This window comes from Longimicrobium terrae (assembly GCF_014202995.1).
GTDB classification, from domain to species: Bacteria; Gemmatimonadota; Gemmatimonadetes; order Longimicrobiales; family Longimicrobiaceae; genus Longimicrobium; species Longimicrobium terrae.
On the sequence record NZ_JACHIA010000022.1, the window covers coordinates 17,691 to 40,910 of the forward strand.

General features: G+C 69.4%; 15 protein-coding genes. 6 read left to right on the forward strand and 9 right to left on the reverse strand.

Annotated elements, in window-relative coordinates:
- Window positions 1–125: 125 nt before the first annotated feature.
- Entirely contained in the window at window positions 126–1,637 is a 1,512-nt protein-coding gene (locus HNQ61_RS23655) for a DNA recombination protein RmuC (RefSeq protein WP_170038716.1), read from the reverse strand.
- A 123-nt stretch (window positions 1,638–1,760) separates the two neighbouring features.
- Between HNQ61_RS23655 and HNQ61_RS29920 the strand changes: the two genes are divergently transcribed.
- Together HNQ61_RS29920 and HNQ61_RS23665 are read left to right on the forward strand one after the other, a co-directional pair.
- Entirely contained in the window at window positions 1,761–1,907 is a 147-nt protein-coding gene (locus HNQ61_RS29920) for a type II toxin-antitoxin system HicB family antitoxin (RefSeq protein ID WP_170038714.1), read from the forward strand.
- 248 nt (window positions 1,908–2,155) lie between these two features.
- Window positions 2,156–2,974 (forward strand): ATP-binding protein, encoded by an 819-nt coding sequence (locus tag HNQ61_RS23665; protein WP_205762057.1) that lies wholly within the window; start codon window positions 2,156–2,158, stop codon window positions 2,972–2,974.
- Between the two features lie 66 nt (window positions 2,975–3,040).
- Here HNQ61_RS23665 and HNQ61_RS23670 read toward each other — a convergent pair whose 3' ends face one another.
- The 3 genes from HNQ61_RS23670 to HNQ61_RS23680 all read right to left on the reverse strand — a co-directional run bounded on the left by HNQ61_RS23670 (window position 3,041) and on the right by HNQ61_RS23680 (window position 7,059).
- Window positions 3,041–4,489 (reverse strand): hypothetical protein, encoded by a 1,449-nt coding sequence (locus HNQ61_RS23670; RefSeq protein ID WP_170038710.1) that lies wholly within the window; start codon window positions 4,487–4,489, stop codon window positions 3,041–3,043.
- A gap of 147 nt (window positions 4,490–4,636) precedes the next feature.
- Window positions 4,637–5,377 carry a hypothetical protein gene (locus tag HNQ61_RS23675; RefSeq protein ID WP_170038708.1) on the reverse strand — a complete coding sequence of 247 codons (741 nt, stop codon included), beginning with the start codon at window positions 5,375–5,377 and terminating at the stop codon, window positions 4,637–4,639.
- On the reverse strand, window positions 5,377–7,059 hold the full coding sequence (locus HNQ61_RS23680) for a hypothetical protein (protein WP_170038706.1): 1,683 nt from the start codon (window positions 7,057–7,059) through the stop codon (window positions 5,377–5,379). The genes HNQ61_RS23675 and HNQ61_RS23680 overlap by 1 nt, the downstream gene beginning before the upstream one ends.
- Window positions 7,060–7,627: 568 nt before the next feature.
- Here HNQ61_RS23680 and HNQ61_RS23685 point away from each other — a divergent pair.
- Window positions 7,628–7,879 (forward strand): hypothetical protein, encoded by a 252-nt coding sequence (locus HNQ61_RS23685; protein WP_170038704.1) that lies wholly within the window; start codon window positions 7,628–7,630, stop codon window positions 7,877–7,879.
- Window positions 7,880–8,048: 169 nt separating this feature from the next.
- Here HNQ61_RS23685 and HNQ61_RS23690 read toward each other — a convergent pair whose 3' ends face one another.
- The gene (locus HNQ61_RS23690) at window positions 8,049–8,873 is read right to left on the reverse strand and encodes a murein L,D-transpeptidase catalytic domain-containing protein (protein WP_170038702.1); all 825 of its coding nucleotides are present in this window, start codon (window positions 8,871–8,873) and stop codon (window positions 8,049–8,051) included.
- A 337-nt stretch (window positions 8,874–9,210) separates the two neighbouring features.
- Here HNQ61_RS23690 and HNQ61_RS23695 point away from each other — a divergent pair, with 337 nt between their 5' ends.
- Window positions 9,211–10,035, forward strand: a complete 825-nt coding sequence (locus HNQ61_RS23695) for a HEAT repeat domain-containing protein (protein WP_170038700.1) — start codon at window positions 9,211–9,213, stop codon at window positions 10,033–10,035.
- Between the two features lie 107 nt (window positions 10,036–10,142).
- Here the strand turns inward: HNQ61_RS23695 and HNQ61_RS23700 are convergent, their stop codons facing one another.
- Window positions 10,143–15,092 carry a DUF3320 domain-containing protein gene (locus HNQ61_RS23700; RefSeq protein WP_183685824.1) on the reverse strand — a complete coding sequence of 1,650 codons (4,950 nt, stop codon included), beginning with the start codon at window positions 15,090–15,092 and terminating at the stop codon, window positions 10,143–10,145.
- A 378-nt stretch (window positions 15,093–15,470) separates the two neighbouring features.
- Window positions 15,471–16,253 carry a DUF5995 family protein gene (locus HNQ61_RS23705; RefSeq protein WP_170038696.1) on the reverse strand — a complete coding sequence of 261 codons (783 nt, stop codon included), beginning with the start codon at window positions 16,251–16,253 and terminating at the stop codon, window positions 15,471–15,473.
- Window positions 16,254–16,576: 323 nt separating this feature from the next.
- Between HNQ61_RS23705 and HNQ61_RS23710 the strand changes: the two genes are divergently transcribed.
- A complete protein-coding gene (locus HNQ61_RS23710; protein WP_170038694.1) occupies window positions 16,577–18,484 on the forward strand; it encodes a CHASE3 domain-containing protein in 1,908 nt (635 codons plus the stop codon).
- 411 nt (window positions 18,485–18,895) lie between these two features.
- On the forward strand, window positions 18,896–20,578 hold the full coding sequence (locus HNQ61_RS23715) for an AMP-binding protein (protein WP_170038692.1): 1,683 nt from the start codon (window positions 18,896–18,898) through the stop codon (window positions 20,576–20,578).
- Between the two features lie 123 nt (window positions 20,579–20,701).
- On the opposite strand, the gene HNQ61_RS23720 is transcribed toward HNQ61_RS23715, so the two are convergent.
- Window positions 20,702–22,027 (reverse strand): PAS domain-containing sensor histidine kinase, encoded by a 1,326-nt coding sequence (locus tag HNQ61_RS23720; protein WP_170038690.1) that lies wholly within the window; start codon window positions 22,025–22,027, stop codon window positions 20,702–20,704.
- 2 nt (window positions 22,028–22,029) lie between these two features.
- Window positions 22,030–22,842, reverse strand: coding sequence for an alpha/beta fold hydrolase (locus tag HNQ61_RS23725; protein ID WP_170038688.1), 813 nt, complete (start codon window positions 22,840–22,842; stop codon window positions 22,030–22,032).
- Window positions 22,843–23,220 lie beyond the last annotated feature (378 nt).

Here is a 23,220-nt window from a genome sequence, read left to right on the forward strand (position 1 = left end):
CATTCCGTTCGCGCAGCCCGGCCGCCGCGAAGGTCGTGGCCGGGATCTCCTGCAGCCGGGCTGATTCGCGCCTGTACAGTGCCATGGGATGATGACCGATGTGATTCCTGGCCGCAGGAGCGGGATCAGGCGTCCGTCTCGACGACGGCGGCTTCGGTGAGGTCGGCGATGACGATGCCTTCGCCCAGGAGCAGGGTGCCGGCCTCCGCGGCGGGAAGCTCCTGCACGTCGCGCAGCTTGCGCTGAATGGCGCGCGTGCGCACGCCGGCCTGGTCCATCTCCTTGCTGGCCGCCTCCAGCTTCTTCTGCACCTTTTCCAGCACGCCGCCGAACTTGCCGAACTCCGTCTTTACGGCAGCGAGTACGTTCCACACCTCGCCGGAGCGCTTCTGGATGGCGAGCGTGCGAAAGCCCATCTGCAGGCTGTTCAGCACGGCCCAGAGCGTGGTGGGGCCGGCGACCACGACGCGCCAGTCGCGCTGAAGGCTGTCCGTAAGCCCCGGCCGGCGCACCACTTCGGCGTACAGCCCCTCGGTGGGCAGGAACATGATGGCGAAGTCGGTGGTCCGTGGCGGGTTCAGGTACTTGGTGCAGATGTCCCGGGCGGAGCCGCGGATGCGCTCCTCCAGCCCGCGCAGCGCCGCTTCCATTCCCGCCACGTCCGAGGCCTCCTGCGCGTCCACCAGGCGCAGGTAGTCTTCCTGCGGGAACTTGGCGTCGATGGGGAGCAGCACCTCACCGTGCTCGTGGCCGGGAAGGCGGATGGCGAACTCCACACGTTGCCCGCTGAACTCGTTTGTCGCCACGTTCGCGACGTACTGGTCCGGCGTCAGCACCTGCTCCAGCAGCCCGCCCAGCTGCACCTCGCCCCAGTTGCCGCGCACCTTGACGTTGGAAAGCACCTTCTTGAGGTCGCCCACGCCGCTGGCCAGCGCCTGCATCTCGCCCAGGCCCCTGTGCACCTGCTCCAGCCGGTCGCTCACCTGCCCGAAGCTTTCCGCCAGCCGCTGTTCCAGCGCGCCCTGAAGCTTTTCGTCCACCGTCGCCCGCACCTGCTCCAGCTTGGCGGTGTTGTCGGCGCGGATCTGCTCCAGACGCCCCTCTACTGACACGCGCAGCCGTTCCATCTGCTCGCCGTTGGACGTTGTCAGGCCGCCGATCTGCGTGCCGACGCTGTCCATCTGCAGCTTCTGCGCGGTGGAGATCTCGCCCAGCGTGCGCACGACGGAATCGTTGAAGCCCTTGAGCGTGGCCCCCACCTCTTCGCGCAGCTTTCCCGCGCCGCCCTGCTGCGCCTCCGTCATCTGCCCCAGCGCGGAAAGCACGCCGGCCATCTGGGTCTGCTGATCGGCCGAGAGGGTGCCCAGGTGCTGGAACACCGTATCGCTCATCGACTTGACGGACGCGGCCACCTCGCCGCGCAGACGTGCCGCCTCGCCGCCCGACTCTTCGCGCGAGCGCGCCAGTTCATCGCGGATGGCGCGTTCCGTACGTTCCTGCCCTTTGTCCACGGCATCCAGCCGCCCCGCGAGCAGCGAAACGCCGCCCCCGCCGTCCCCGCGCCGCAGCAGCAGGCCGAGCAGCACCGTGCAGACGAGAAGAAGCCCGAATATGGCGTACAGCAGAAGGTCGGTCATCAGTACATCCAGAGGGGGGGAGGGCGGGAAACTTAGCTCAAAGGCTGCATGTGCGGGAGCGCCTTGTGCTCTCCGTCAGAGCAGGACATAGTTCGGGGTCAGATCACTTCGACCCGGCGAGCCATGAGATACAAGGTCGTTCTGCAGCACTCGGAAGAAGGCTACAGTGTCCATTGTCCCGGACTTCCGGGCTGCTGGTCACAGGGTGCCACGGAGGAAGAGGCGTTGCTGAACATTCAGGACGCGATCACGGAGTATCTGGACGCGTAGCCGACCCGATCCGCGTCGAAAGTTCGGGCGAGGTGGAGCCGCGAGCTGACCAGGAGCAATCAGCACGAGCGAACATCCCCTGATCCCCTGCGCAAGCTCTGGATGCGACAATCGTTGAGCGAAGTTACTGCGTTCACCCGTTGGATGCTACTGGACCAGGATGGTAGAGCCTCGCGCCTGCAACACGCAGCCTGCGCGAAGATCGCCATCGCTGCTCTGTGCCGATCCGGTGCACCCGCATGTCGCATATGACGCTTTCACCCCTGTCCAACGCCGCCGAGACGCGCAGGATCCGCGCAAACAGCCCGTCCTTCGACCGGAGTGCACTCCGCGCGGCTACGCTCGCCGACCTCGACCGCGTGCGCTTCGAGCATGACTACCTGCCCGCCGCGTTCGCGCCCGACATTCTGGAGGCGAACGAGCGCACGCTGGAGCAGCGGCTGGCCGTCACCAAGATGATCGACGGCGTGGAAACCGCGGTGCCCACCGTGCTCGGCGTGCTCACCATCGGCAAGCGGACGCGTGACTTTCTGCCCGGCGCTTACATCCAGTTCCTGAGGATACAGGGAACCGCACTGGGCGACGCGATCACGGACGAGCTCGCCGCGGAGGGACCGCTTCCGGAACTGATGCGGCGCATCGACGACAAGCTGGAATCGCACAACCGCACGGCCATCGACATCACCTCCGGCCCCCGGGAGGAGCGGCGGTCGCTGTATCCGGTCGCCGCGCTGCAGCAGCTGGTTCGCAATGCCGTGATGCACCGCACGTACGAGGCGACGAACGCTCCCGTGCGCGTCTACTGGTACGATGACCGGATCGAAAACAGCAACCCGGGCGGACCATTCGGGATCGTGAGCATCGAGAACTTCGGCGAGCCGGGCGTGGCGGATTATCGCAATCCCAACCTGGCCGAGGCCATGCGCGTTCTGGGCTACGTTCAGCGCTTCGGATTCGGCCTCGCGATCGCCCGCCGCGCGCTGGCGGAAAACGGAAACCCGCCGCTGGAACTTGATGTACGGTCGTCCCACGTGACGGCGATCGTGAGGGCCGCGCCGGTCGCCTGAGTCACGGTTCCGTTGATGGCGAACTCGAGAGCGGCCCGCGATGTCTCGCGGGTCGCTCTCCATCCTTCAGAGGGCGCCTTCGGAGATGCCCATTCCGCCGCCGCCCAGTTCGATGGACCAGCGGTGGTGCGTGGCGGCGATCGCCTCGGATCGTGCATGGACCTCGCCTGCTCGCACCAGCATCTGCAGCGCGCGGGCGGTGAGTCGCGGAGCTTCCGACGCGGTGGGGAGAAACGGCGCGGAGAGCGCCAGCCGGGCGGCCATGTAGTAGTTGGCCGCGGCCGAGAGCGGACGCGTCCGGTACAGCGCCATCTCCCGTTCTCCCACGCGCACCGCGGGGCCGTCCGCCTGGGCAATGGCCATCCGCTCAAAGGCGGTGACCGCGCCGCGCAGCATGCGGTCCAACTCGCCGCGCCAGGCACCGCGCGATTCCGTGCCCTCCAGCACCTGTACGGATTGGGTGAGGGCCATCACGTATGCAAGTCCGCGCAGACTGAGCGTGGCGCCCCTGGCCTCCACCGCCCGGTCCTCCCGCGCGAGTCCGGCCGCCGCATCGCGGAACGCCAGGAACGACTCCGCCCGCGGCCTCTCCATCTGCGCCCACGCCCAGCCCAGCGCGATCAGGATGGTGGGGTCATCATCAGAAAGGGAGCGGGCTTCCGCGTAGTTGGCCACCACGGCGTCCAGGTCGCCGCGCGCCCACGCATCGCGAGCGGCGGCGCACCGGCGCGTCACCTGCCAGCGGCGCCGCATCTGCGCCGCGAGTGTGGCCAGGCGCAGCGCGAACGCCCCGCCCAGCACGCTGGCCGCCAGCTCCGCCGCATTGAACGACAGCATCAGTGCGGCCTTGCCGGGCGTGGCATGGCCGGAGTCCACGAGCCAGCCCGCCAGTGTGGGCCCGCCCACGGGAATGGGAAGCCCGGTAGGCGTGGCGAGATCCTGCCCGGCATGCTGCATCCACACCAGCACGCCCGTGATTCCGTGCTGATCGTACAACTGCTGCACGGCGGAAAGGTCGTGCCCGTGCTGCAGGCGATGGACAATCCCGCCGCCCCGGATGCCGGTGCCGGGAACCGTGTCCATCCAGCGGTGGATGGCATCGTAGTCCGCGCCGAACAGACGGCGGCTGACCGCCTGGTGCCCGGGCCCGTCGTGAAAGATGGCGCGCGTGGCGGTGATGATCTCCCGCTCGCACACATTCACGCCCAACGCGGAGATCCCGAGCAGCGCATCCGTCTGCCACGCGATGGCGAGCATTTCCGTCGCGGGGCCGGACTCCGCATACGGCAGAAACGTGGGCGACGCGAGGATCTCGTCGGGATCTTCGGGAACCCAGAGCCGCTGTGCACGGGTTCCGGCGTCGCGGACGGCGCCGCGTCCCGCCTGCGCCGCGCGCTCCGCCTCACCCGCCAGACGCCGCGTGAGACCGCCCGCTGTCCGGGCGAACTTTGCCAGGTACCGCGGGTCGTCCGCGCCGCGCACGACGGGAAAGCTGGTCAGATCGTCGTCATCCATCTGCGCACGCGGTCGGGGGAAGAGGGTGATCCGCCCCAGACACTACGGGCAACGGGTGCTCTCCGCATCCCCCGATGTCCCTTTTCACCTGATGATTGACAGTCCGGCTCCCGCCGCCGCGCGCAGGCCTGGCCGTCGTGATCGTTGTCAGCCGCAGGTGAGTTCGGCCGGCGAGGGGGCGAGGAGCACGTAGGGGCCGAGCGTCGCGCCGGTGGCCTTGATGTACTCGCTCCAGAACTCCCGGATGGTGACGCCGGCCGGCGTGCTCGCATCCGCGCCGACCACCACGATGCAGACGCCGGTCAGGTCGGGGATGGTGCCGAGCTTTCGCTGCTGGCCAATCCACCCCGGCGGCGGCATGCTCCTGAGCCCCTCCATCTCGATCCCGTTCGCGGACTGCAGCATGTCCGAAAGCAGGATGATCGTGGCCGGGCGATTGTCGGCGCCGTGAACGTACTGGCTGGCGGTGAACAGCGTGGCCAGGATGTCCGTATGCGGAATCCGGCCGACCCCGGTGGTGTCGAACACAATCGAGGCAATCGTTCGGAATGCGCCTTTGGTCCCCTTCAGGTTGTCCCGGTCCTTCGTGGTGATGAAGGTGGAGTCCGCGAGGTCCGGGATGGTGTTCAGGTAGCGCTTCAGTGCTCCCCCCACACCCGTGCGGTTCATCTCCATCAGTACGAAGTGATCACCGTACGAGAGACTGTCGATCGTCTTTTCGACAAAGGCGCGGCTGTCGCGCAGCGTCTCCGGGGTCTGGCTGCCGGAAAGGTCGACGGCGACAATCGTCTGCTTCGGACTGCGGGCGACGCGCGGGCAGTCACCCCTGCAACCGCAACCGGTCACAACTGCGACGAGGACGACCAGCCCCAAGGATCGAAATCGCATCACGCCAGCGCTCCGGTGGAGGTGTGTTCGCCGCCGCGTTCCGCGCGCGCGGCCAGCGGGCGCAGTTCGTGGAACTCCTTCAGCACGTCCTTGAGATCCGGCGGCACGGTAAAGAAGTGGCTGCGCTCGATCTCGGGCAGCTCCAGCGTGAACGGGCCCTGGAACGACACGATGCTGGCCGGGTCCAGCCCGCGCCGCCGTGCGTTTTCCGCCCGGAACAGCGGGATCACGCGCCGCAGCCGCTCCGTCTTTCCCTCCCACCCCTCCAGCGGATCGGAACGCAGCAGGTAGTTGAGGCGCGACACGTGTCCCTGCACCTCCACGTCCACCTCGTGAAGCGCGCGGCGGTGATCGGCTTCCTCATTCCGCAGCGACGTGAGGCGCGCGTTCAGTTCGGCGACGCGCGGATCGGGGCCCAGCACGTTGGTCTCCGCCGCCCGGGCGTGCAGGTACGACGCTACAGTTGCCGCCAGCACCAGCACCAGGTTGAGGAAGAATACGGGCAGGTTCATGTCGGCGATGCCGCGGGCGTACTGGGCGCGTCCCTCCAGCTCCCGCGCCTCCGTCTGCCGCGCCTGCAGCACCGGGTCCAGCGCCAGGATGGCGTCCGCGTCCCTGCGCTGCCTGGCCGCGGCGAGCTGGGCGGCGGCCGTGTCGCGCGCGGCGGCCGCCGTCGCGTACCGCCGCTCGGTGGCGTTCTGAATCTGGCCGCGCGACACCGCCAGCGCCGCCAGCACCAGCACGATCCCCGCGCCGCTGGCGATGGCGATGGGCAGCCGCTGCCGCCGGAACGCAGCCACGACGGGAATCGCCCTCGGCCGGTCTTCACCGCGCAGCGACAGGTACGCCCGCAGCGCGCCGCCTAGCGCATGGCACAGGAACATCAGAAACACGATCACGCCCAGCGCCAGCAGCGTGACTTCCGGCGAAAACAGAATTCTCGCGTACAGCCGGTACAGTCCGGCCCACAGTCCCAGGCGCTCCGCCTGGCTCATCAGCGTGCTCCACAGCTCCGTGGCGCCCGCCTCCTGCGGCAGCAGTTCGGTAAAGATGGGGACGTTGGCGATCCAGTCCACCAGCGTCACGAAGCCGATCAGCAGCCCGAAGCCGACACCGGAGATCATGGGAGCGTAGCCGAAGCGGACCTCGCGCTCGCCGCTTTCCGCGTGCACCTCGCGCAGTTCCGCCTCCGCGCGGGTGATGTTCTGCCCCGCGATGCTCAGCGATCCCAGGTGAAATCGAAGCTGGGCCACGGCGCGCGCGGCATGCTGCCCCGAGTCTTCGATGGCGTCCTGAACGCGCGTCTTTACCCGCTCGATCCAGCGGCGGTACAGCTCGGTGCACAGCGTGGCCAACGTGCTTTCCACCGGGATCGGTTCATCCATCCGCAGATCGTGCCGCGGCAGCCCGGCGGCGGCCCACTGCTCCGCCTCTTCCACCGCCTTGCGCTCGATGCGCGCGATCTCCACGTCGAACCAGAAGTCCGTCGCCTTGGTGATGGAGTGCACGCCGCCGGTGTGGTCGCCCGGGCGTGCCTCGGCGGTGTCCGCATCGGTGATGGTGACATCGGTGAGGATGGCATCCGGCGCCATGTCCGCGGCGGCCTTCTCCGCGGCTCCATTCTGCGGCGCGGTGGCCGACGACACGGAGGAGAACGATGAAATGTTGAAGGGCCACCTCATGCGCCGGGTGTCGCTCCCTTCAGTTGCGTTCGGGGTGTCGGATGACGGATTCAAAGCGGGAACCCTGGATTGGGGATGAATGGCCGCGGACGCGAGAACCGCCGCGCCCGTGCACCGCGCCGGCCGGCGGTTCGCCGCCATCCCGCGTGATGCTCCAGGAACCTTTGTCGGACACGTACCCGGGTGTTTCCCGCCGCGGGATGGGCTCACATTCGACGGCTGGATCAGCGCGCCGGCGTAACGGCCGCGAATCACGACCTCGCCAGGTGCGCGGGCGGAAGGGCTCGGAGAGAGCGCAGGGGAGGGCGCCGGTGATGCATCCGCGTCCGCGCGGACCGTCGCGCCGCGGGTAGCCGGTCGCCGGTGCCGGCGCTCAGGGCCGGCGCCGTCGGGAGTGTGTGGAGGGGCATCGCGCGGCTCGCGATCACGCCGGAGAAGCGGGGCGGGGAGGCGGTCTGGCGGACGTTTTTACAATCCTTATCCGACGCTCTTGTCAGAATGCAGGATGGATTCTATCTTCCGCGACGTTCGTATCTCTTCCCGTCAATATTCCCCAAGGAGCACGCACATGGCCCGCTATAGTCTGGATCCGAACAACCTGATGGTGCAGTCGTTTACGACGGGTGCCGAGTCGGGCACCGCAGAAACGATCGCGGATGAACCGGTGGCCGGAGTTCGCGACACCATTCTTGACTACACCTGCGCCGGCACCTGCAACCGCACCTGCGGCGCCACCTGCGGATTTACCTGCGACGGCAACATCCTCTGCGGTGTTCAGTCGATGGTGGCCTACTGCGCGAGCGAAGCCAAGGCCTGCTGATCGAACCGGGCGCCGCCTCTCCCCCGGGAGCGACGTCCGGACCACGGCAGCGCACTTGCCGCCGCCGCAACGCAGAAGAGCGGCCCGTGTCCAGACACGGGCCGCTCTTCTGTATTGTCGTCCACCCTGATCCCTTCCCGTCACCGGAAGCCGCGTTCCGCCGCCGGGCTCAGCCGTTGCCGGCGGCCCAGGGATCGCTGCGCAGCCAGTCGCGGTCCAGCGGCGAGAACAGAAACACCAGGCTGCCGTTGGCGAGTTCCGGAATCAGCCAACGCGCGCGGTTCTGCTCCACCGCCGGGCATCCCTGGCTGCGGCCGGCGCCCAGCCGCGTCACGTACGGCGCGCCGTGCATCACCACGCCGCGCTGGCGGGCCGTGCTGTTGAACATCCCCGAAAGCCCCGTCATGCGCATGCCGATGGAGCGGTACGGACGCCCGCTGTCGTGCCCCACGAAGGCGTAGGTTTCCTGCGCCAGAAACAGCCCCAGCGAGGTGGCGTGGCTTCCCTCGCGGTTGCTGAACCAGCGCGGAACGCCCGTGCGCCCCAGCTCCGATCCGCGGCCGTGCGCCACGGCGAAGGGCCCGTCCACCACGCGCAACGCCTCCATGTCGAACACGTACCCGCGCGGGGTGCGGCTGTCCAGCCCGTAATCCACAAAGTACAGGTACGGCTTGCGCACGTTTTCGGGGTGCGCCGCCTTGTAGTTGTAGTACGCGCGGAATGCCAGCCGCAGCGCGTCGGGGTCGCTGGTGCGCGACACGCGGCCGCGCAGGGCGTTGAGCGCGTTCTGGGTGCGGCTGTTCACGGCCCCGCTCTCGATGCCCATTCCGCCAAGAACGGCACGCGCGGCCTGCAGCGCGCGGCGAACGGGGATGGTATCGGTGGTGGCGGGTTCCGCGAGGAGCGGCGAGGCGGGGGTGGCGGTGTGGGGAACCGCGGGTGCGTCGCCCAGGTGAAGGGCGGCGGCGATCATCATCAACAGATCGAAACGCATGGCTCTCTGGATCGGGAGCACGCGGAGACGCGCGCTCGGATTGCTGCCGAGGGGGAGTTCGGTGCCGCGCGGCGCGGGGGCGCCGTGGGCGATTGTTTGCAGGTTGTGAGCACAATATCGGGATGTGGACGCGTGCTCCGCAAGGGGGACGTGCAATCCCGTAAACATCAGTCCGCGCCTGCTCCGCAGGGCCGTGTCAGCGCTGGAAACACGCTGCCACGCGGACACGGTGCACAGCCCCGGAACGACGTCCATTCCCCGTTGCGGATCGTGTTCACGGCGTGCACCTTGGGGGCGTGCCGCGCACCCTTTTCGTCCCGAACCCGCACGAGCGACAATGGACTACCACGAGCCGGTGAGCCGGCTGCTGGAATTGGGGGAACAGCCCGCCCGCCAGCAGCCGTGGCCCGACTACCTCGCCATGGGATTCACCTTCGCGGACGTGCCTGAGCTCATCCGCCTGGCGGGTGACGACGGGCTGTTCCTGTCCTGGGACGATGAGGACGAGGAGGGCAACGACGAATGGTGGGGGCCGATCCACGCCCGCCGGGTGCTTGGGCAGCTTGGGGCGGAGGATGCCGTGGCTCCCCTCATCGACCTGCTGCGCTGGGATGACAGCGACTGGGGAATGGAGGAGGTTCCCCGGGTGCTGGCCATGATCGGCACGGCCGCGCTCCCGGCTCTTCGCGAGGCGCTTCCACGATATGCGGATGATCCGGACCCTTCAGCGGCCGGGACCGTCGCCGCGGCGATGCAGATGATCGCCGAGGAGCATCCAGAGACAAGGGACGAGGCGGTGGCGGTGCTCGTGGACCAGATCCGGCGTCACGGGGAGCAGAATCCCGAGTTGAACGGCATGCTCGTCGCCTCGCTCCTGAGTCTCCGCGCCATGGAGGCCGCACCGGTCATTGAGGCGGCCTACGCGGCGGGCGACGTGGACGAGATGATCCCGGGCGACTGGGAGGATGTACAGGTGGAACTCGGGCTGATCCCCGAGCGCGTTACGCCGCGCCACAACTTCCTGTCGCAGGGGCTGGGACTTCGCGGCGAGCCGACCGGCCCGGGCGGGCAGCCCGGCTCCGCCAAGGCCCGCAAGAAGGCCAAGGACAAGAAGAAGGCCCAGAAGGCCGCCCGGCAGAAGAGCCGCAGAAAGAAGCGGTAAGCCGCCCTTCCGCCGGGGATGGCGCAGCAGAGCTGGCGGATGCGGGGCGATCGCCTACCCGCCAGGTCATCCGCCGCGGACGCGCGCCTGCGCGGCGGACCCGCGGTTCAGGAGGGGCTCTGGGCCGCGGGCGCCTCTCCTCGCAGGCGGATGCCGGTGCTGGCCTCGCCGATGCGGCCGGTGCGGAGGAGGTCGGAAACGGCTGAGGTCACCGCCTCGTCCAGCGCCGCGCCGGTGCGGCCGTACCCCAGAAGCGTTCGCACCTCCGTTGTCAGCTGCGAACGGCTGAACGAGTGGCCCTGCGCCAGAATGGCCAGCACGGCTTCGCGGTACTCCTCGGGGGAGATCCTGTCGGCGGGAATTCTGGTGCCGGCGCGCGACCGGACGGGGCAGGGTTCGCCTCCGTCCACGGTCCAGAAGAACTCGCCCCGCCGCTTCACCATCTTCGCGCCCTCGGCGGCGCTGCATGCCTGCTCGATCCACGCCTGGATGCGCGGTCCGGCGCGCGTGCCCCACATCCCGGTGATGCGGGCGACAAGGTCCGTGCGGTGGATGGGTGACTCCGCCGCCACGATTTCCCGCACCGTGCCCGCGAGCTGCCCCAGCGGCGTCGCCAGCAGATCCGTCCCCGCGAACCGCCCTTCCCCCGGCGTGAACGTATACGCCGCCGCCTTCGGGCGGACGTACGGGACGTCGGGACCCGATCTCAGCAGTTCCACCTCGTCCGCTTCCCGGCGTTCCGCCTCGGCACGAGCCCGCGCCGAGGCTTCTTCGCGCCCGGCCCGCTCCGCGGCCGCTTCTTCCGCCGACTCCGCGCGGTCCTGCTCAATCAGCTTCATCAGCCGCTCGATCTGTCCCGCGCGGTCCTTGAACCAGTCGGTGGACCAGACCCGGTGAATTCGCCAGCCGCGCGCCTCCAGAACCTGCTGCCTCAGCCGGTCGCGGTCGCGCGCGGTCTCGGAGCTGTGATAGGCTGCGCCATCGCATTCGATGCCGCACAGAAAGCGTCCCGGCGCCTCGTCGTCCAGCACGCCCATGTCGATCCGGTACCCGGCCACGCCCACCTGCGGCACGACCGTGAGCCCCCGGTGAGAAAGTTCGCGCAGCACGTCGGCCTCGAAAGGCGATTCCGTGGCCGCGGCGGCGTCCACCGCGGCGTTCTCCAGGCGGCCGTGCTCAGCGTACCGCAGAAACTCGCGCAGCAGCCGCGGCCCTTCCGACACCGTGGCCGTGGCGCTGATCTCGTCGCCGTGCATGGATGAGAACACCCGCATCTGCCGCCGGGCCCGGCTCACCAGCACGTTCAGTCTGCGCCCCCCATTCTGCCCGTTCAGCGGACCGAAGTTCATCCGCAGTACGCCGCTGGGACCGCGGGCGTAGGTTACGCTGATGAAGATGGCGTCGCGCTCGTCCCCCTGGATGTTTTCCAGGTTCTTGACAAAGAAGGGCTCCGCGACGCCCCGGTCAAAGAATGGCTCGAGGGACGGATCGTCGCGCCTGCGGCGCTCGAGTTCGTCCTGGATGGCGATCTGCTGCCGCATGTTGAAGGTGCCCACCCCCAGCGACAGCGCGGGCTCGCCCCGCTCCCGGTTCGCCGCCTGCTCTCTGGCGAAGCGGACGACCGCGTCGGCCACGCGCCGGGCCTCCACGGGGTTCACTCCCTTTCCCTCGTACACGCCGTCCGGCACGAACTCGAAGCTGAGTCCGCCCGTGCCCGTTTCCACGCTGGGAAAGGTGTACAGCTCCGAATCGTAGAACGAAACGTTGCTGAAGTTGATCAGCGACTCGTGCGCGCTGCGGTAATGCCACTTGAGGCGGCTCATGGATACGCCGGACCCCATGGACAGCTCCAGGATGCTTTCCGAGTCGTCCACCATGGGCGTGCCGTCTTCCGCCAGCACCGCTTCCACCTGTCCCGTCGACACGGCGAAGAAGTTGGTGGGCGGCAGCTGCTTGGGGTCGCCCACCACGACCAGGTTGCGGCCGCGCGCAATCGCGCCCACGGCGTCCTCGGAGGGCAGCTGCGACGCCTCGTCAAAGATCACCAGATCGAAACCCGGCTGGTTTCCGTCCAGAAACTGCGCCACGCTCAGCGGGCTCATCATGAAGCACGGCTTGATGGCGCGGATGGCGGCCTGGGCCTGCTGCATGCTCTTGCGCAGCGGCGCCAGCCCCCGCTGCCGGGCCATCTGCCCGCGCAGGTACGGCAGCTGGCCGGCCGGCTCCGCCTGCTGCAACCGATGCTGCACGCGCTCGCGCAGCCGCGCCACCAGCGCCGCGCGGTTCTCCCGCAGCACCAGCTGGTCCAGCCGGCGGAATTCGCTCAGCCGCTCCTCGTGGGTCAGCGTGTTGAAGCGGGCCAGCGGCTCCCGCTGCTGAACCACGCCGGAAAGCCACTTCATGCAGAACGCGCGAAGAAAGACCGCGGGCAGAGCCGGCACGGGTAGCACGCCGGAAAGGGCGTCCGCCAGCAGCTCGCGCGCGATCCCCCCATCCACCGTGCGCCGCGCGGCCTCGAACGCCGCCCAGCGCGGGGCCAGCGCGATCCCGTCCACCAGCTCCCGCGCCCTCGATTCGATCCCGTCCAGGGGCTCGGCGGCCAGATAGTCGCCCGGCCAGCCGACCATGCCCCGCAGGCGGGCCAACCGGTCGCCCACCTCACCCGCTTCGGCGCGGAGGGCATCCACGCGAGACAGGTCCGGGCCCGCCTGCGCCGCAACCTCGGCGGCACGCGCTTCCAGCCCGTGCCGCACGCAGGCACCGCGAAACTCCACTACCCACTGGATGTAGGCGTCCAGCGCGTCCCACCGGGAGCGCTCTCCGTCCCAGAGCCCGCCGAACAGCTCGCGGGCACGGGGCTCCGCCGCCTTCAATGCCGCGCTTTCCGCGCGCAGGCGGTCCACCTGCTTCATTTCCACCGCCTGCTCCAGCAGCGAGCCGGAAAAGGCCGGCAGCCGGTAGGCGAGCCAGCGTTTGCGGATGGCGCGCCAGCGCCCGTCCAGCCAGGACAGCAAGCTGAACGCTCCCTCCGCCTTCCGCTCCACGTACGCCGCGTCGCCCGCGTGCTCCTGGTCCAGTACCTCGGCGCGAAACCGGGTCTTCACGCGCTCCTTGAGCCGCGCCACCTCGCGCCCGCGCTCCACCAGCGTGACGGCTTCCGCGGGCGGGGCGTTCCAGGCAGGATTCTGCAGCACACCCGGGGGCGCGCCCGGCGAGCGGCCCAGCACCTGCGCCACCTGCGCCGCCGTTTCCACATCCGCCAGCGTACGAACCGCGGGGAGTCCGAACGCGGCGCCCGCCTCCGCCGCGCCCCGCGCGAGTTCGGCGGCCCGCGCCGCCAGATCCGCGGCGGCGTCGCGCACGGATTCCAGATCGTCCTGGGAGTAGAAGGTCCGCCCGGTGTCGCGCCAGGGATGGCTCGCGGGTACGCCGATTTCGGCGGAGGTGGCGGCGAGGTCCTGCAGGTCGCGGAGGATCTGGTCCAGCTGCTCGCGTGTCACCGCATCGACCGCCGCTTCCAGGCGCACGCGGGGCGCCTCCAGGACGCGGCTCAGGTCGCCGTACATCCGGTACGGCGACGCAGCGAGTGCGCCGAACGGCGTGTGGACCGCCCGCGCGTACTCCGTCAGCGTGCGGCGCACGCCGGGGAGCCGCTCGGTGGAGGCCTGGGGTACGGCGATCTGCTGGAACGAGGCGTCCAGGGCCGTGCCCAGTTCCTTCATCACCGTGCGCTTGTTGGCCTTCGTGGAGTGCAGCTCCAGGCAGAATTCACCAAAGCCCGCCTGCACCAGCCGGTCGTGCACGACTTCGAGCGCCGCCATCTTTTCCGCCACGAACAGGACGGACTTGTCGGCGGCGAGCGCGGCCGCGATCAGGTTGGTAATCGTCTGCGACTTGCCCGTCCCCGGGGGGCCTTCGATGACCAGGTCGTGCCCGCGGGCCGTGGCCGCGATCGCGCGAAGCTGGCTGGAGTCGGCGTCCACCACCTGGAACGTGGTTTCGGGAGGATAGTCCGCGTCCAGTTCCATCGTCCGGACGTCGGCGGGAAGGCCCACGCTCTGTCCTCCCGTCCGCGTGACGAGCTGCCTGATCAGGCGGTGGCTGGACACCGAGGCCGCATTCGCCTCGAGGTCCTTGTACATCACGAACTTCTGAAACGAGAACAGCGCCAGGTAGATGTCCGTCTTCACCGCCCATCCTTTTCGCCCCGCCACCTGTGCCGACATCGCGGCAAAGAGCGACTGCAGATCGTACTCGTCCGGGATGGCCGCGGAATCCGGGAGTTCCGGCAGCGTGGTCCCGCGGCTCCGCAGGTACTCGGCGAGCGCGGGGTTCACGAGCGGATCGTCGTCCGCCGCGCGCACCTCGTATCCGGCGCGCGCCGACTTGCGCGTCAGCTGTACGGGAAGCAGAACGAGGGGCGCGCGGTACACCTGGTCGGAGCTGTCGGATTCGGTGTAGTGCAGCATCCCCAGGGTGAGAAAGAGCGTGTTCACGCCCTGTTCCTCGATGGAGAGCCGCGCCTGCTCCTCCAGGCGCCGGAGGGAGCGGTCCAGCGCCTCGGGAACGGAGGTGGTCTGCAGCCACGAGTCCGTGTGCCGCTCGTCCAGCGCGGCGGGATCGTACGGCGCAAAGTCCAGCCCCGCCCCCGCTTCCTCCTCTTCTTCCGCCGGGTCCGGAACCATCGAGGGCTGGCCGGCGGTGCTGCCGGCCACGGCCGCCGTGCCCTCGTCGTGATCCGCCGCTTGCGATCCATCGGAACCCGCGGCCGGAGCCGCCCTGCCCGGCTGCTCCGGCGCGGCTTTGAACTTCAATGCCTTGCCGCCCAGGTAGAGCGCGCGGAACACCTCCGCCGGGTGCTCGTCGGCGACGGTGATGGTGGCGACCCTGTTGACCTTGAAGTTGAGGGCGCGATTGCGCCGGGTGAGGTCGATCAGCCTTCGCTTCCAGTTCTCCACGGCGGCCTGCACGCGGTCCTGGCCGGTGCTTGGCGGTGGAGCGTCATGGGCGGTCTGTGCAGGCTGAACGCCCGGGTCGGAAGCGGAATCGTGGGGCATGCGGCGGGTTCTCCGGCCGGCGGCAGGGCCGGCGCGTGCAGGGCAGGTTCAAAAAGGCACCGGGCGGGCCGGGTGCCTCGACACTCAGGTGGTGACGCGGATTTCTGGCACGATAGAGACGGCGCAAACATCCAGCAAGGCGGACCGCCGGAGACGGGTGGCACGCAGGCGGGACGCATGCAGACGTGCCGGCTGGAATCCCCGCGCGGGCGTGTGCCGCCGGTCCAGAATGGCTGCGCTCTGCCGGCAGGGCGCAGCCCGGTTGGCGCGTGCCGGTCTGCACCGGAACGCCGATCATCGTCCGCCGGCACGCAGACCGGCGAGCCGCGGACGCGCAGGCGGCGGCTCCGTTCGTCGGAGTCCGAAGCGGAGCGCCTCCTACTCCGCCACGACCTGGATGTTGTAGCGGATGTCGGTGGATTCGGCGCCGTGAATCCAGCTCTGCACGAAGCCGGGAATTCCGTGCAGCGGATACAGCGCGCGCCCGGCCTCCGCCACCATCCCGTCGCGCGCGTCGATGACGGCGTTCCACCCCTCGCGCGGCGTGTTCGACAACTCCGTGGCGAGCGCCCAGGCCACGTCGCGCGCCACGTCGATGCCGAAGTCGAACACGCGGTCCTCCAGCCCCGGCGCGATCTCCTCGATGCGCTCCAGCCGCGGCGAAATCTCCCCCAGCTCGTCCTCCACCACCTTTACCAGCCGCGACAGGACCGCGTTGATGGTCTTGAAGTCCGGCCACAGCGCCTGCAGTTCATCCGGCGTGGGCGCCACCGTGGCCGCGGCGATCCCCAGGTCCAGATTGATGTGTGCGTTCATCCCCACCAGCAGGTGCTGAACGACGAGCGGGCCCGGATTGTCCAGCAGCGCAAAGGCCGCGCGCCAGGCCAGCGACGGCTGTCCGCCCGCCGAATGCTCGTCCCACGCGGCCAGAAAGCGGTTGGCGAACACCACGTCCAGCCGCTCCATACGCGCGTTGTCCTGGAACACGTTCCCCGCCACCAGTGCGCGCCGCACGTTGGTCGTCACCCGCTCGTACAGCGCGGCGAAGTAGCCGATGCGCGTTCCCCCGCGCAGCGCGTCGTCCAGAATGCCGTTCAGGCGCACCAGCACCTGGTCGATGGTCTCCGGGAGCGCGGCGGTGGCGGAATCGGTCGTGTTCATGGGGAACGGGAGATCAGGGGAAGAAGCGGAGTTCGCGCCGTAATTGGCGGCTTCGGCGCATCCTCCGCAACCGGCCGGCGGCCCGCGCGCTCCCGCGGATGGGCCGCGGCGCGGATCGGTGTGGCGGATCGTGCCGATCCATCGAAAACGGCCGCGTACGATGGATGTCGGCGGATCGCGGGACCGCGACGCGTGGCGGGGGCGCGGTGCCGCTCATCCTCCCCTCCCTCCGTCGTTTGCGGTGGATGGACGATCGGGCGATGACGGCGCGGAGCACGGGTGCGGACGGGGTGGATGGTGCGCATCGTGCGTGGCCCGCGCGCATGGACGAACCTTCACCCGCCCCGCCAAACGGCCGTTTCCGGCCCACGCTCCGGCACCCGTGGTCGCGGCGGCTCGCCCTGTTCGGCCCCACCCTCATCGTTCTGCTGCTGGGCGCGATGATGCTGGGCGGCGTGCGGCGCGCGACCGCCAACGCCCGCGCGGTGGAGCGCAGCTACCAGGTCACCGTGGCGCTGGAACGCGCGCTCAGCTCGCTCAAGGACGCCGAAACCTCGCAGCGCGGCTACGTGCTCACCGGGGACGAGGCGTACCTTGCGCCCGCGCGCAACGCCCGGCCACGCATTGCCCGCGAACTCGCCGAGGCGCGCATGCGCATCGCCAGCGCCGCCCAGCGCGGCCGGGTAGACGCGCTGGAGCCGCTGATTGACCAGCGGCTGGACCTTGTGGAGCAGATCGTGGAGTTGCGGCGCACGCGCGGCCGCGACGCCGCCGAAGCCGTCATCCGCGCGGGCGGCGGCAAGGCGCTCATGGACACGGTGCGCGTGCGCGTGGCGGAAATCGAGCGGGAGCAGGACGCGCTGCTCACCGTCCGCAGCCAGCGGGAGCGGCGCGGCGCCGACTCGCTTTCGCTGCTGCTGGCGGGCGCGGTCATCGCCTCGGCCGTGCTGGCGCTCATGGGCAACCTGCTGTTCGCGGGGCAGGCGCGCAGCGAGGCCGCCCTGGCCGCCGGCCTGCGCGACCGCGCGGACGACGAGGCGGCGCTGCACACCCTGGCCCGCGCGCTGGCGCAGGCGCTGAGCGTGCGCGAGGTGCTGGAGTGCGTGGCCGGAAGCGCCGTGCGCTCCACCCGGGCGTTCGGCGCGTACATCGAGCGGGCCGAGGCGCACGAGGTGCGGGTGGTGGCCGGGGCGGGGGAGGGAATTCCGGAGCTGGGGACGACGGCGCCGTACCCCGGATCGCTCACGGACGAGATCATCGATTCCGGCAAGCCCGCGCTGGCGCTGCAGGCGTCGGACATCGGCGAAAGCATGGCGCCCTACCTTCGCCGCAGCTGCGAGCGGTGCGGCGGGCTCATGGTGCCGCTGCAGACGGGAAAGGAACTGCTGGGCGCGCTGGTTCTGCTGCGCACGGACGAACAGGGCGCATTTGGCGACCGCGAGGTGCGGCACGCCCGCGCGCTGGGCGACCTGGCCGTGGCGGCGCTGCGGCGGGTGCTGGTGCTGGAGGCGGAGCAGGCGGCCCGCGCGCAGGCCGAGGCCGCCGTGCAGACGCGCGACCAGGTGCTGCGCGTGGTGTCGCACGACCTCAAGAACCCGGTGCACACCATCCGCATGGCCGCGCAGTTCCTGCAGGAAACGCCGGATCTGCCGGAGCCGCAGCGCCAGCGGCAGCTGGACGTGGTGGTGCGCGCCACGGGCCGCATGAACCGGCTGATCATGGACCTGCTGGACGCCGCGCGCCTGCAGGCCGGGCACGCGCTGGCGGTGGACCCCGCCCCGGTGCGCCCGGCGGATCTGCTGGCCGACGTGATGGATGCGTTCCGCACGCAGGTGGCCGACCGGGGCCAGCAGCTGGCGTGCGGCGCGCCGGAGCCGCTGCCGCAGGTGATGGCCGACCGCGACCGCGTGTTTCAGGTGCTGTCCAACCTGGTGGGGAACGCCGTCAAGTTCACGCCGCAGGGCGGGCAGATTGGCGTCAGCGCCGCGCCGGGGGCGGACGGCGCGGTGTGCTTCACGGTGCGCGACACCGGATCGGGCATTCCGGCGGAGAACCTGCCGCACCTGTTCGATCCGTTCTGGCAGGCCAGCAGCACCGCGGGGCTGGGGACGGGGCTGGGGCTGGCCATTGCGCGGGGGCTGGTGGAGGCGCACGGGGGATCGATCGACGTGGCCAGCCGCGTGGGGGAGGGCACCGTCTTTTCCTTTACGCTCCCCGCCGCCGCGGAGTGATGGTCATCGTCCCAGCCTGACCGCTGATTCTGGCTGTTGCAGGTGAGCCACACACCTGTTCGCGAGGTTTTCCGCCGTCCTGACGGCAACTTCAGTTGCTCCGCCGACGCCTTTCGATAGCAGAATCATCGACTCAGCTCTGCTGTGCACGCTTCTGCTCATCGCCGGCCTGTGAGGCCCCTCCCCCGACCCCTCCCCGTGCAAACAGACGCACGGAGAGGGGAGAACTCACGCCAGGACCAAGGTCCTTGTGCAGGTGAAGCCTCACAGCAGTGCCGTGGGGCTTTCCGCCGTTGTTGCGGCAACGCGGCAACTTCATATCAGTTGCTCACGCCGCCGCATCCTCGCCTTCCGCCGCGCCGGTGCTGATTTTGCGCCCCGGGTGCAATCCACATCCGGGAGGGGCGACGAATGATTCCGCAGAACGAGTTCGCCGAGGCGCGGCGATTCCTGCTGGACCGGCGCGGGGACTACGACGCGGCGTACGAGGGCTTCCAGTGGCCGACGCTGGAACACTTCAACTGGGCGCTGGACTGGTTTGACGCGTACGCGGCGGAAAACGACGCGCCCGCGCTGCACCTGGTGGATGACGCGGGGGTGGAAACCGTCTGCTCGTTCCGCGAGATGTCGGAGCGCAGCAACCGCGTGGCCAACTTCCTCCGCGCCCAGGGCGCCCGCCGCGGCGACCGGCTGCTGCTCATGCTGCCCAACGTGGCGCCGCTGTGGGAGGTGATGCTGGCGGCCATCAAGCTGGGCGTCGTCATCGTCCCCACCACTACGCAGCTTACGGTGGACGACCTGCGCGACCGGGTGCGTCGCGGCGCCATCCGCCACGTGATCGCCGATGCGGAGGGCGCGCCGCGGCTGGACGAGGTGCCCGGCGCCTTTACCCGCGTGATCGTGGGCGAGGAGCGCGCGGGGTGGACCGCGTACCACGGCGCCGCCGCGCACGCCCCCGTCTTTACCCCCGACGGCGAAACGCGCGGCGGCGATCCCATGCTGCTGTACTTCACCTCCGGCACCACATCCGTCCCCAAGCTGGTGCTGCACACGCACCGCAGCTATCCGGCGGGCCATCTCTCGACGATGTACTGGATCGGGATCCGCGAGGGCGACGTGCACTGGAACGTGTCGTCGCCGGGGTGGGCCAAGCACGCGTGGAGCAACGTCTTTGCCCCGTGGAACGCCGGCGCATGCGTGTTCGTGTTCAGCTACGCGCGGTTCGATGCGCGGCGCGTGCTGGACATGCTGGTCCGCCATGCCGTCACCACGCTGTGCGCGCCGCCCACCGTGTGGCGCTTTCTGATCAACGAAGACCTGTCTGCCTGGCCCGTGCGGCTGCGCGAGGTGGCCAGCGCGGGCGAGCCGCTGAACCCCGAGGTGATCGAGCGGGTGCGCGCCGGGTGGGGATTGACCATCCGTGACGGATACGGGCAGACGGAAACCACGGCGCAGATCGGCAATCCGCCGGGGCAGCCGCTGCGGCCGGGGTCCATGGGGCGCCCGCTGCCGGGGTACCGCGTGGCCCTTCTGGACGCGGACGGCAACGAGGGTGACGAGGGAGAGATCGCGCTGCGGCTGGATCCGCCGCCCGCCGCGCTGATGTCCGGCTACCTGGACGACCCCGCGCGGACGGATGAGGCCATGCGTGGCGGCTACTATCGCACCGGCGACGTGGCGACCCGCGGCGAGGGCGGCTACATCACCTACGTGGGGCGCACAGACGACGTGTTCAAGAGCTCGGACTACCGCATTTCGCCGTTCGAGCTGGAGAGCGTGATGATCGAGCACCCGGCCGTCGCCGAGGCGGCCGTGGTGCCGAGCCCTGATCCGCTGCGGCTTTCCGTCCCCAAGGCGTACCTGGTGCTGCGCCCGGGATTCGAACCGTCGCGCGAACTGGCGGCCGAACTGTTCCGCTTTGTGCGCGAGCGGATGGCGGCGTACAAGCGCGTGCGGCGCATCGAGTTCAGCGATCTTCCCAAGACCATCAGCGGCAAGATCCGCCGGGTGGAACTGCGCGATGCCGAACAGGCCGGCGCGCATTCCGATGGCGAGTACCGGATCGAAGACTTCCCGGAACTCAAGGATTCCTGAACGTCCCAGCGCACCTCCAACGGAACAGCCTCGCACAGAGACACAGAGCCGCAGAGAAAAACAGGAAAAGCTTTTGTTGTTCCTTCTCTGTGTCTCTGCGGCTCTGTGTGAGGCTTTTTTGCTCTAGTCGGCGGCGGGAAGCGTGAGGGTAAAGGTAGAGCCGACGCCTTCTTCGCTGCGCACGCGAAGGTCGCCGCCCATTCCGCGCGCCAGGTCGCGGCTGATCGACAGCCCCAGTCCCGTGCCCTCCGACCGGCGCGTGCGGCTCATGTCCACCTGCACGAACGGCTCGAACATCGCCGCCTGCTTCCCGTGCGCGATGCCGATTCCCGTGTCCGTCACCCGCACGAACACCACGCCGGGCTGCTCCGCGCGCCGCGACGACGTCACCGCAATGCGTCCGCCCGGTGGCGTGAACTTGATGGAGTTGCTGAGCAGGTTGATGATGATCTGCTGCACCTTGTCGCGGTCCGCGCGCACCGCCACCGCATCCACGTCCACGGAAAAGGCCAGCTGCTTGGCCGCCATCTGCGGCTCCACCATGGGCGCCACGGAGGCCAGCAGGTCGGGGATGGGCACGTTCTCCACCATGTACTCCACCCGGCCGGACTCGATGCGGGCCAGGTTCAGCACGTCGTTGATCAGCCGCAGCAGGTGCTGCTGGCTGCGCCCGATGCGGTCCAGCGCCAGCAGCTGCGGCTCCGTCACCGGGCCGTGAATCCCCATCTCCAGCAGCTGCACGTATCCGGCGATCGCGTTCAGCGGAGTGCGCAGTTCGTGGCTCATCACCGCCAGAAAGCTGCTCTTGGCCTGGTTGGCCTCTTCCGCCGCGGCGCGCTGCCGCACCAGTTCCTCCGAGCGCTCCAGCAGTTCGTTGTTGATGGCCTGCATCTCCTCGGCCTGCGTCTCCATCTCAAACGCCTGCTCCTGCAGCTGCTGGTGCTGAAGCTCCAGCTCCATCGCCTGCTGCTCCAGCAGCTCGTTGGCGTGGCGCAGCTCCTCTGACCGGGCCTCGGCGGCGGCCTGGGCCTGTTCCGCCGTGCGGCGCGCGCGCAGAAGCTCGTCCTCGAACTTGCGGCGCTCGCGCACCTGCATGAATACGCAGTCGCTGGCCCACGCGCCGTCCCGCTCGCGCCGCGCGGCGTTGGCCAGCACCCCCACGTCCTGGCCGTCCTGGTGGCGCAAAAGGAGAAAGATCTCCTCCGCGCCGCCGTGCAGGCGCAGCAGGGGAAAGAAGTGCGTCTGATAGAAGATGCGCGTTCCCATCCCCATCACACTCTCGATGCGCCGCCCGTCCAGCTCGCCGGGCGCGTAGCCCAGCATGCGCGCAAAGGTGGCGTTTGCCGCCACGATGGTGCCGTCGTCCATGAACGAGGCAAAGCCGGCGGGCGCGTGGTCCAGCAGTTCATCCAGGCGGCGCTCTTCCGGCGCGCCGGCCGTTTCCGTCATGGTCACGCCACGGCGGCGGGCTGCAGGTAGTCGCGGATCAGCCGGATCGTCTCGTCGGGATGGCTCATGTGCGGGCAGTGGCCCGTCGCCTCCATGACGCGAAGGGTGCTGTCCGGCATCTCGCGGTGCAGGTAGTCGCCCACCTCCAGCGGCGCCACCATGTCGTCGGAGCACTGCAGAATCAGCGACGGCACGCGGACCTGCGCCAGATCCGCGCGGTTGTCGGAAAGAAAGGTGGCCTCGGCAAAGCGGCGCGCCACCACGGGATCGGTGGAGCAGAAGCTGGTGGCGAGTTCGTCGCCCAGTTCGGGCCTGTCGGTGTTCTTCATGATGGCGGGCCCCAGGAAGTTGGCCCAGCCGATGTAGTTGTGGTCCATCATCTCCAGCAGCCCTTCGATGTCCTGCCGCTCAAAGCCGCCCACGTACGGCGGATCGTTGATGTAGCGCGGCGACGGACCGATGAGCACCAGCCGGGCAAAGCGTTCCGGCTCGCGGTTGGCGGCCAGAACGGACACCATGCTGCTTACGGAATGCGCCACCAGAACGACGTCGCGCAGATCCAGCGCGTGCACCACGTCCAGCAGGTCCTGCGCGTAGCCGTCCAGCGTGGAGTAGCGCGGGGCGTCGTACGCGCGCAGGTCGCTGTTGCCGGAGCCCACGTAGTCGAACAGCACGATCCGGTACTCGTCTTCAAACGCGGGCGCCACCAGCCGCCACATGTTCTGGTCGCACCCGAACCCGTGCGCGAACAGCATGGGCTGCGTGCCGCGTCCGGAGACGCGGACGTTGTTGCGCGTGAGAATGTCCGGGTTCATGTGCCGTTCGGTGCGAGGTAGGCAGTGCGAGGCCGCCCCGGACTGCAAGCATCATGCGATGCAGTTTCGGGGCGGAAAAGGAGAACTGACACAATCGTCCGGAGCCGCGGGCCGGCGCGCGGTGGAGGGCAGTTCCCGGAGCGATACGTTCCGGATCTCAAATCTCCCGAAGCGTCCGGGCTCCCTCAACAGCCCGTACGCGGAGGACGCGGGGGAGGGCGGGGGGACGCGGGGGAACTGCATGGGGCAGGGGGAAGAAACCGAGGGAAAACCGCTCGGGGGAACAGCGTGAAGAAAAGGCGGGGGATGGAGGCGATCCGCTGCCCCCATCCCCCGATCAGTTCCCCCGCGTTCCTCTCCGTCCGAACCCCCGCGTCC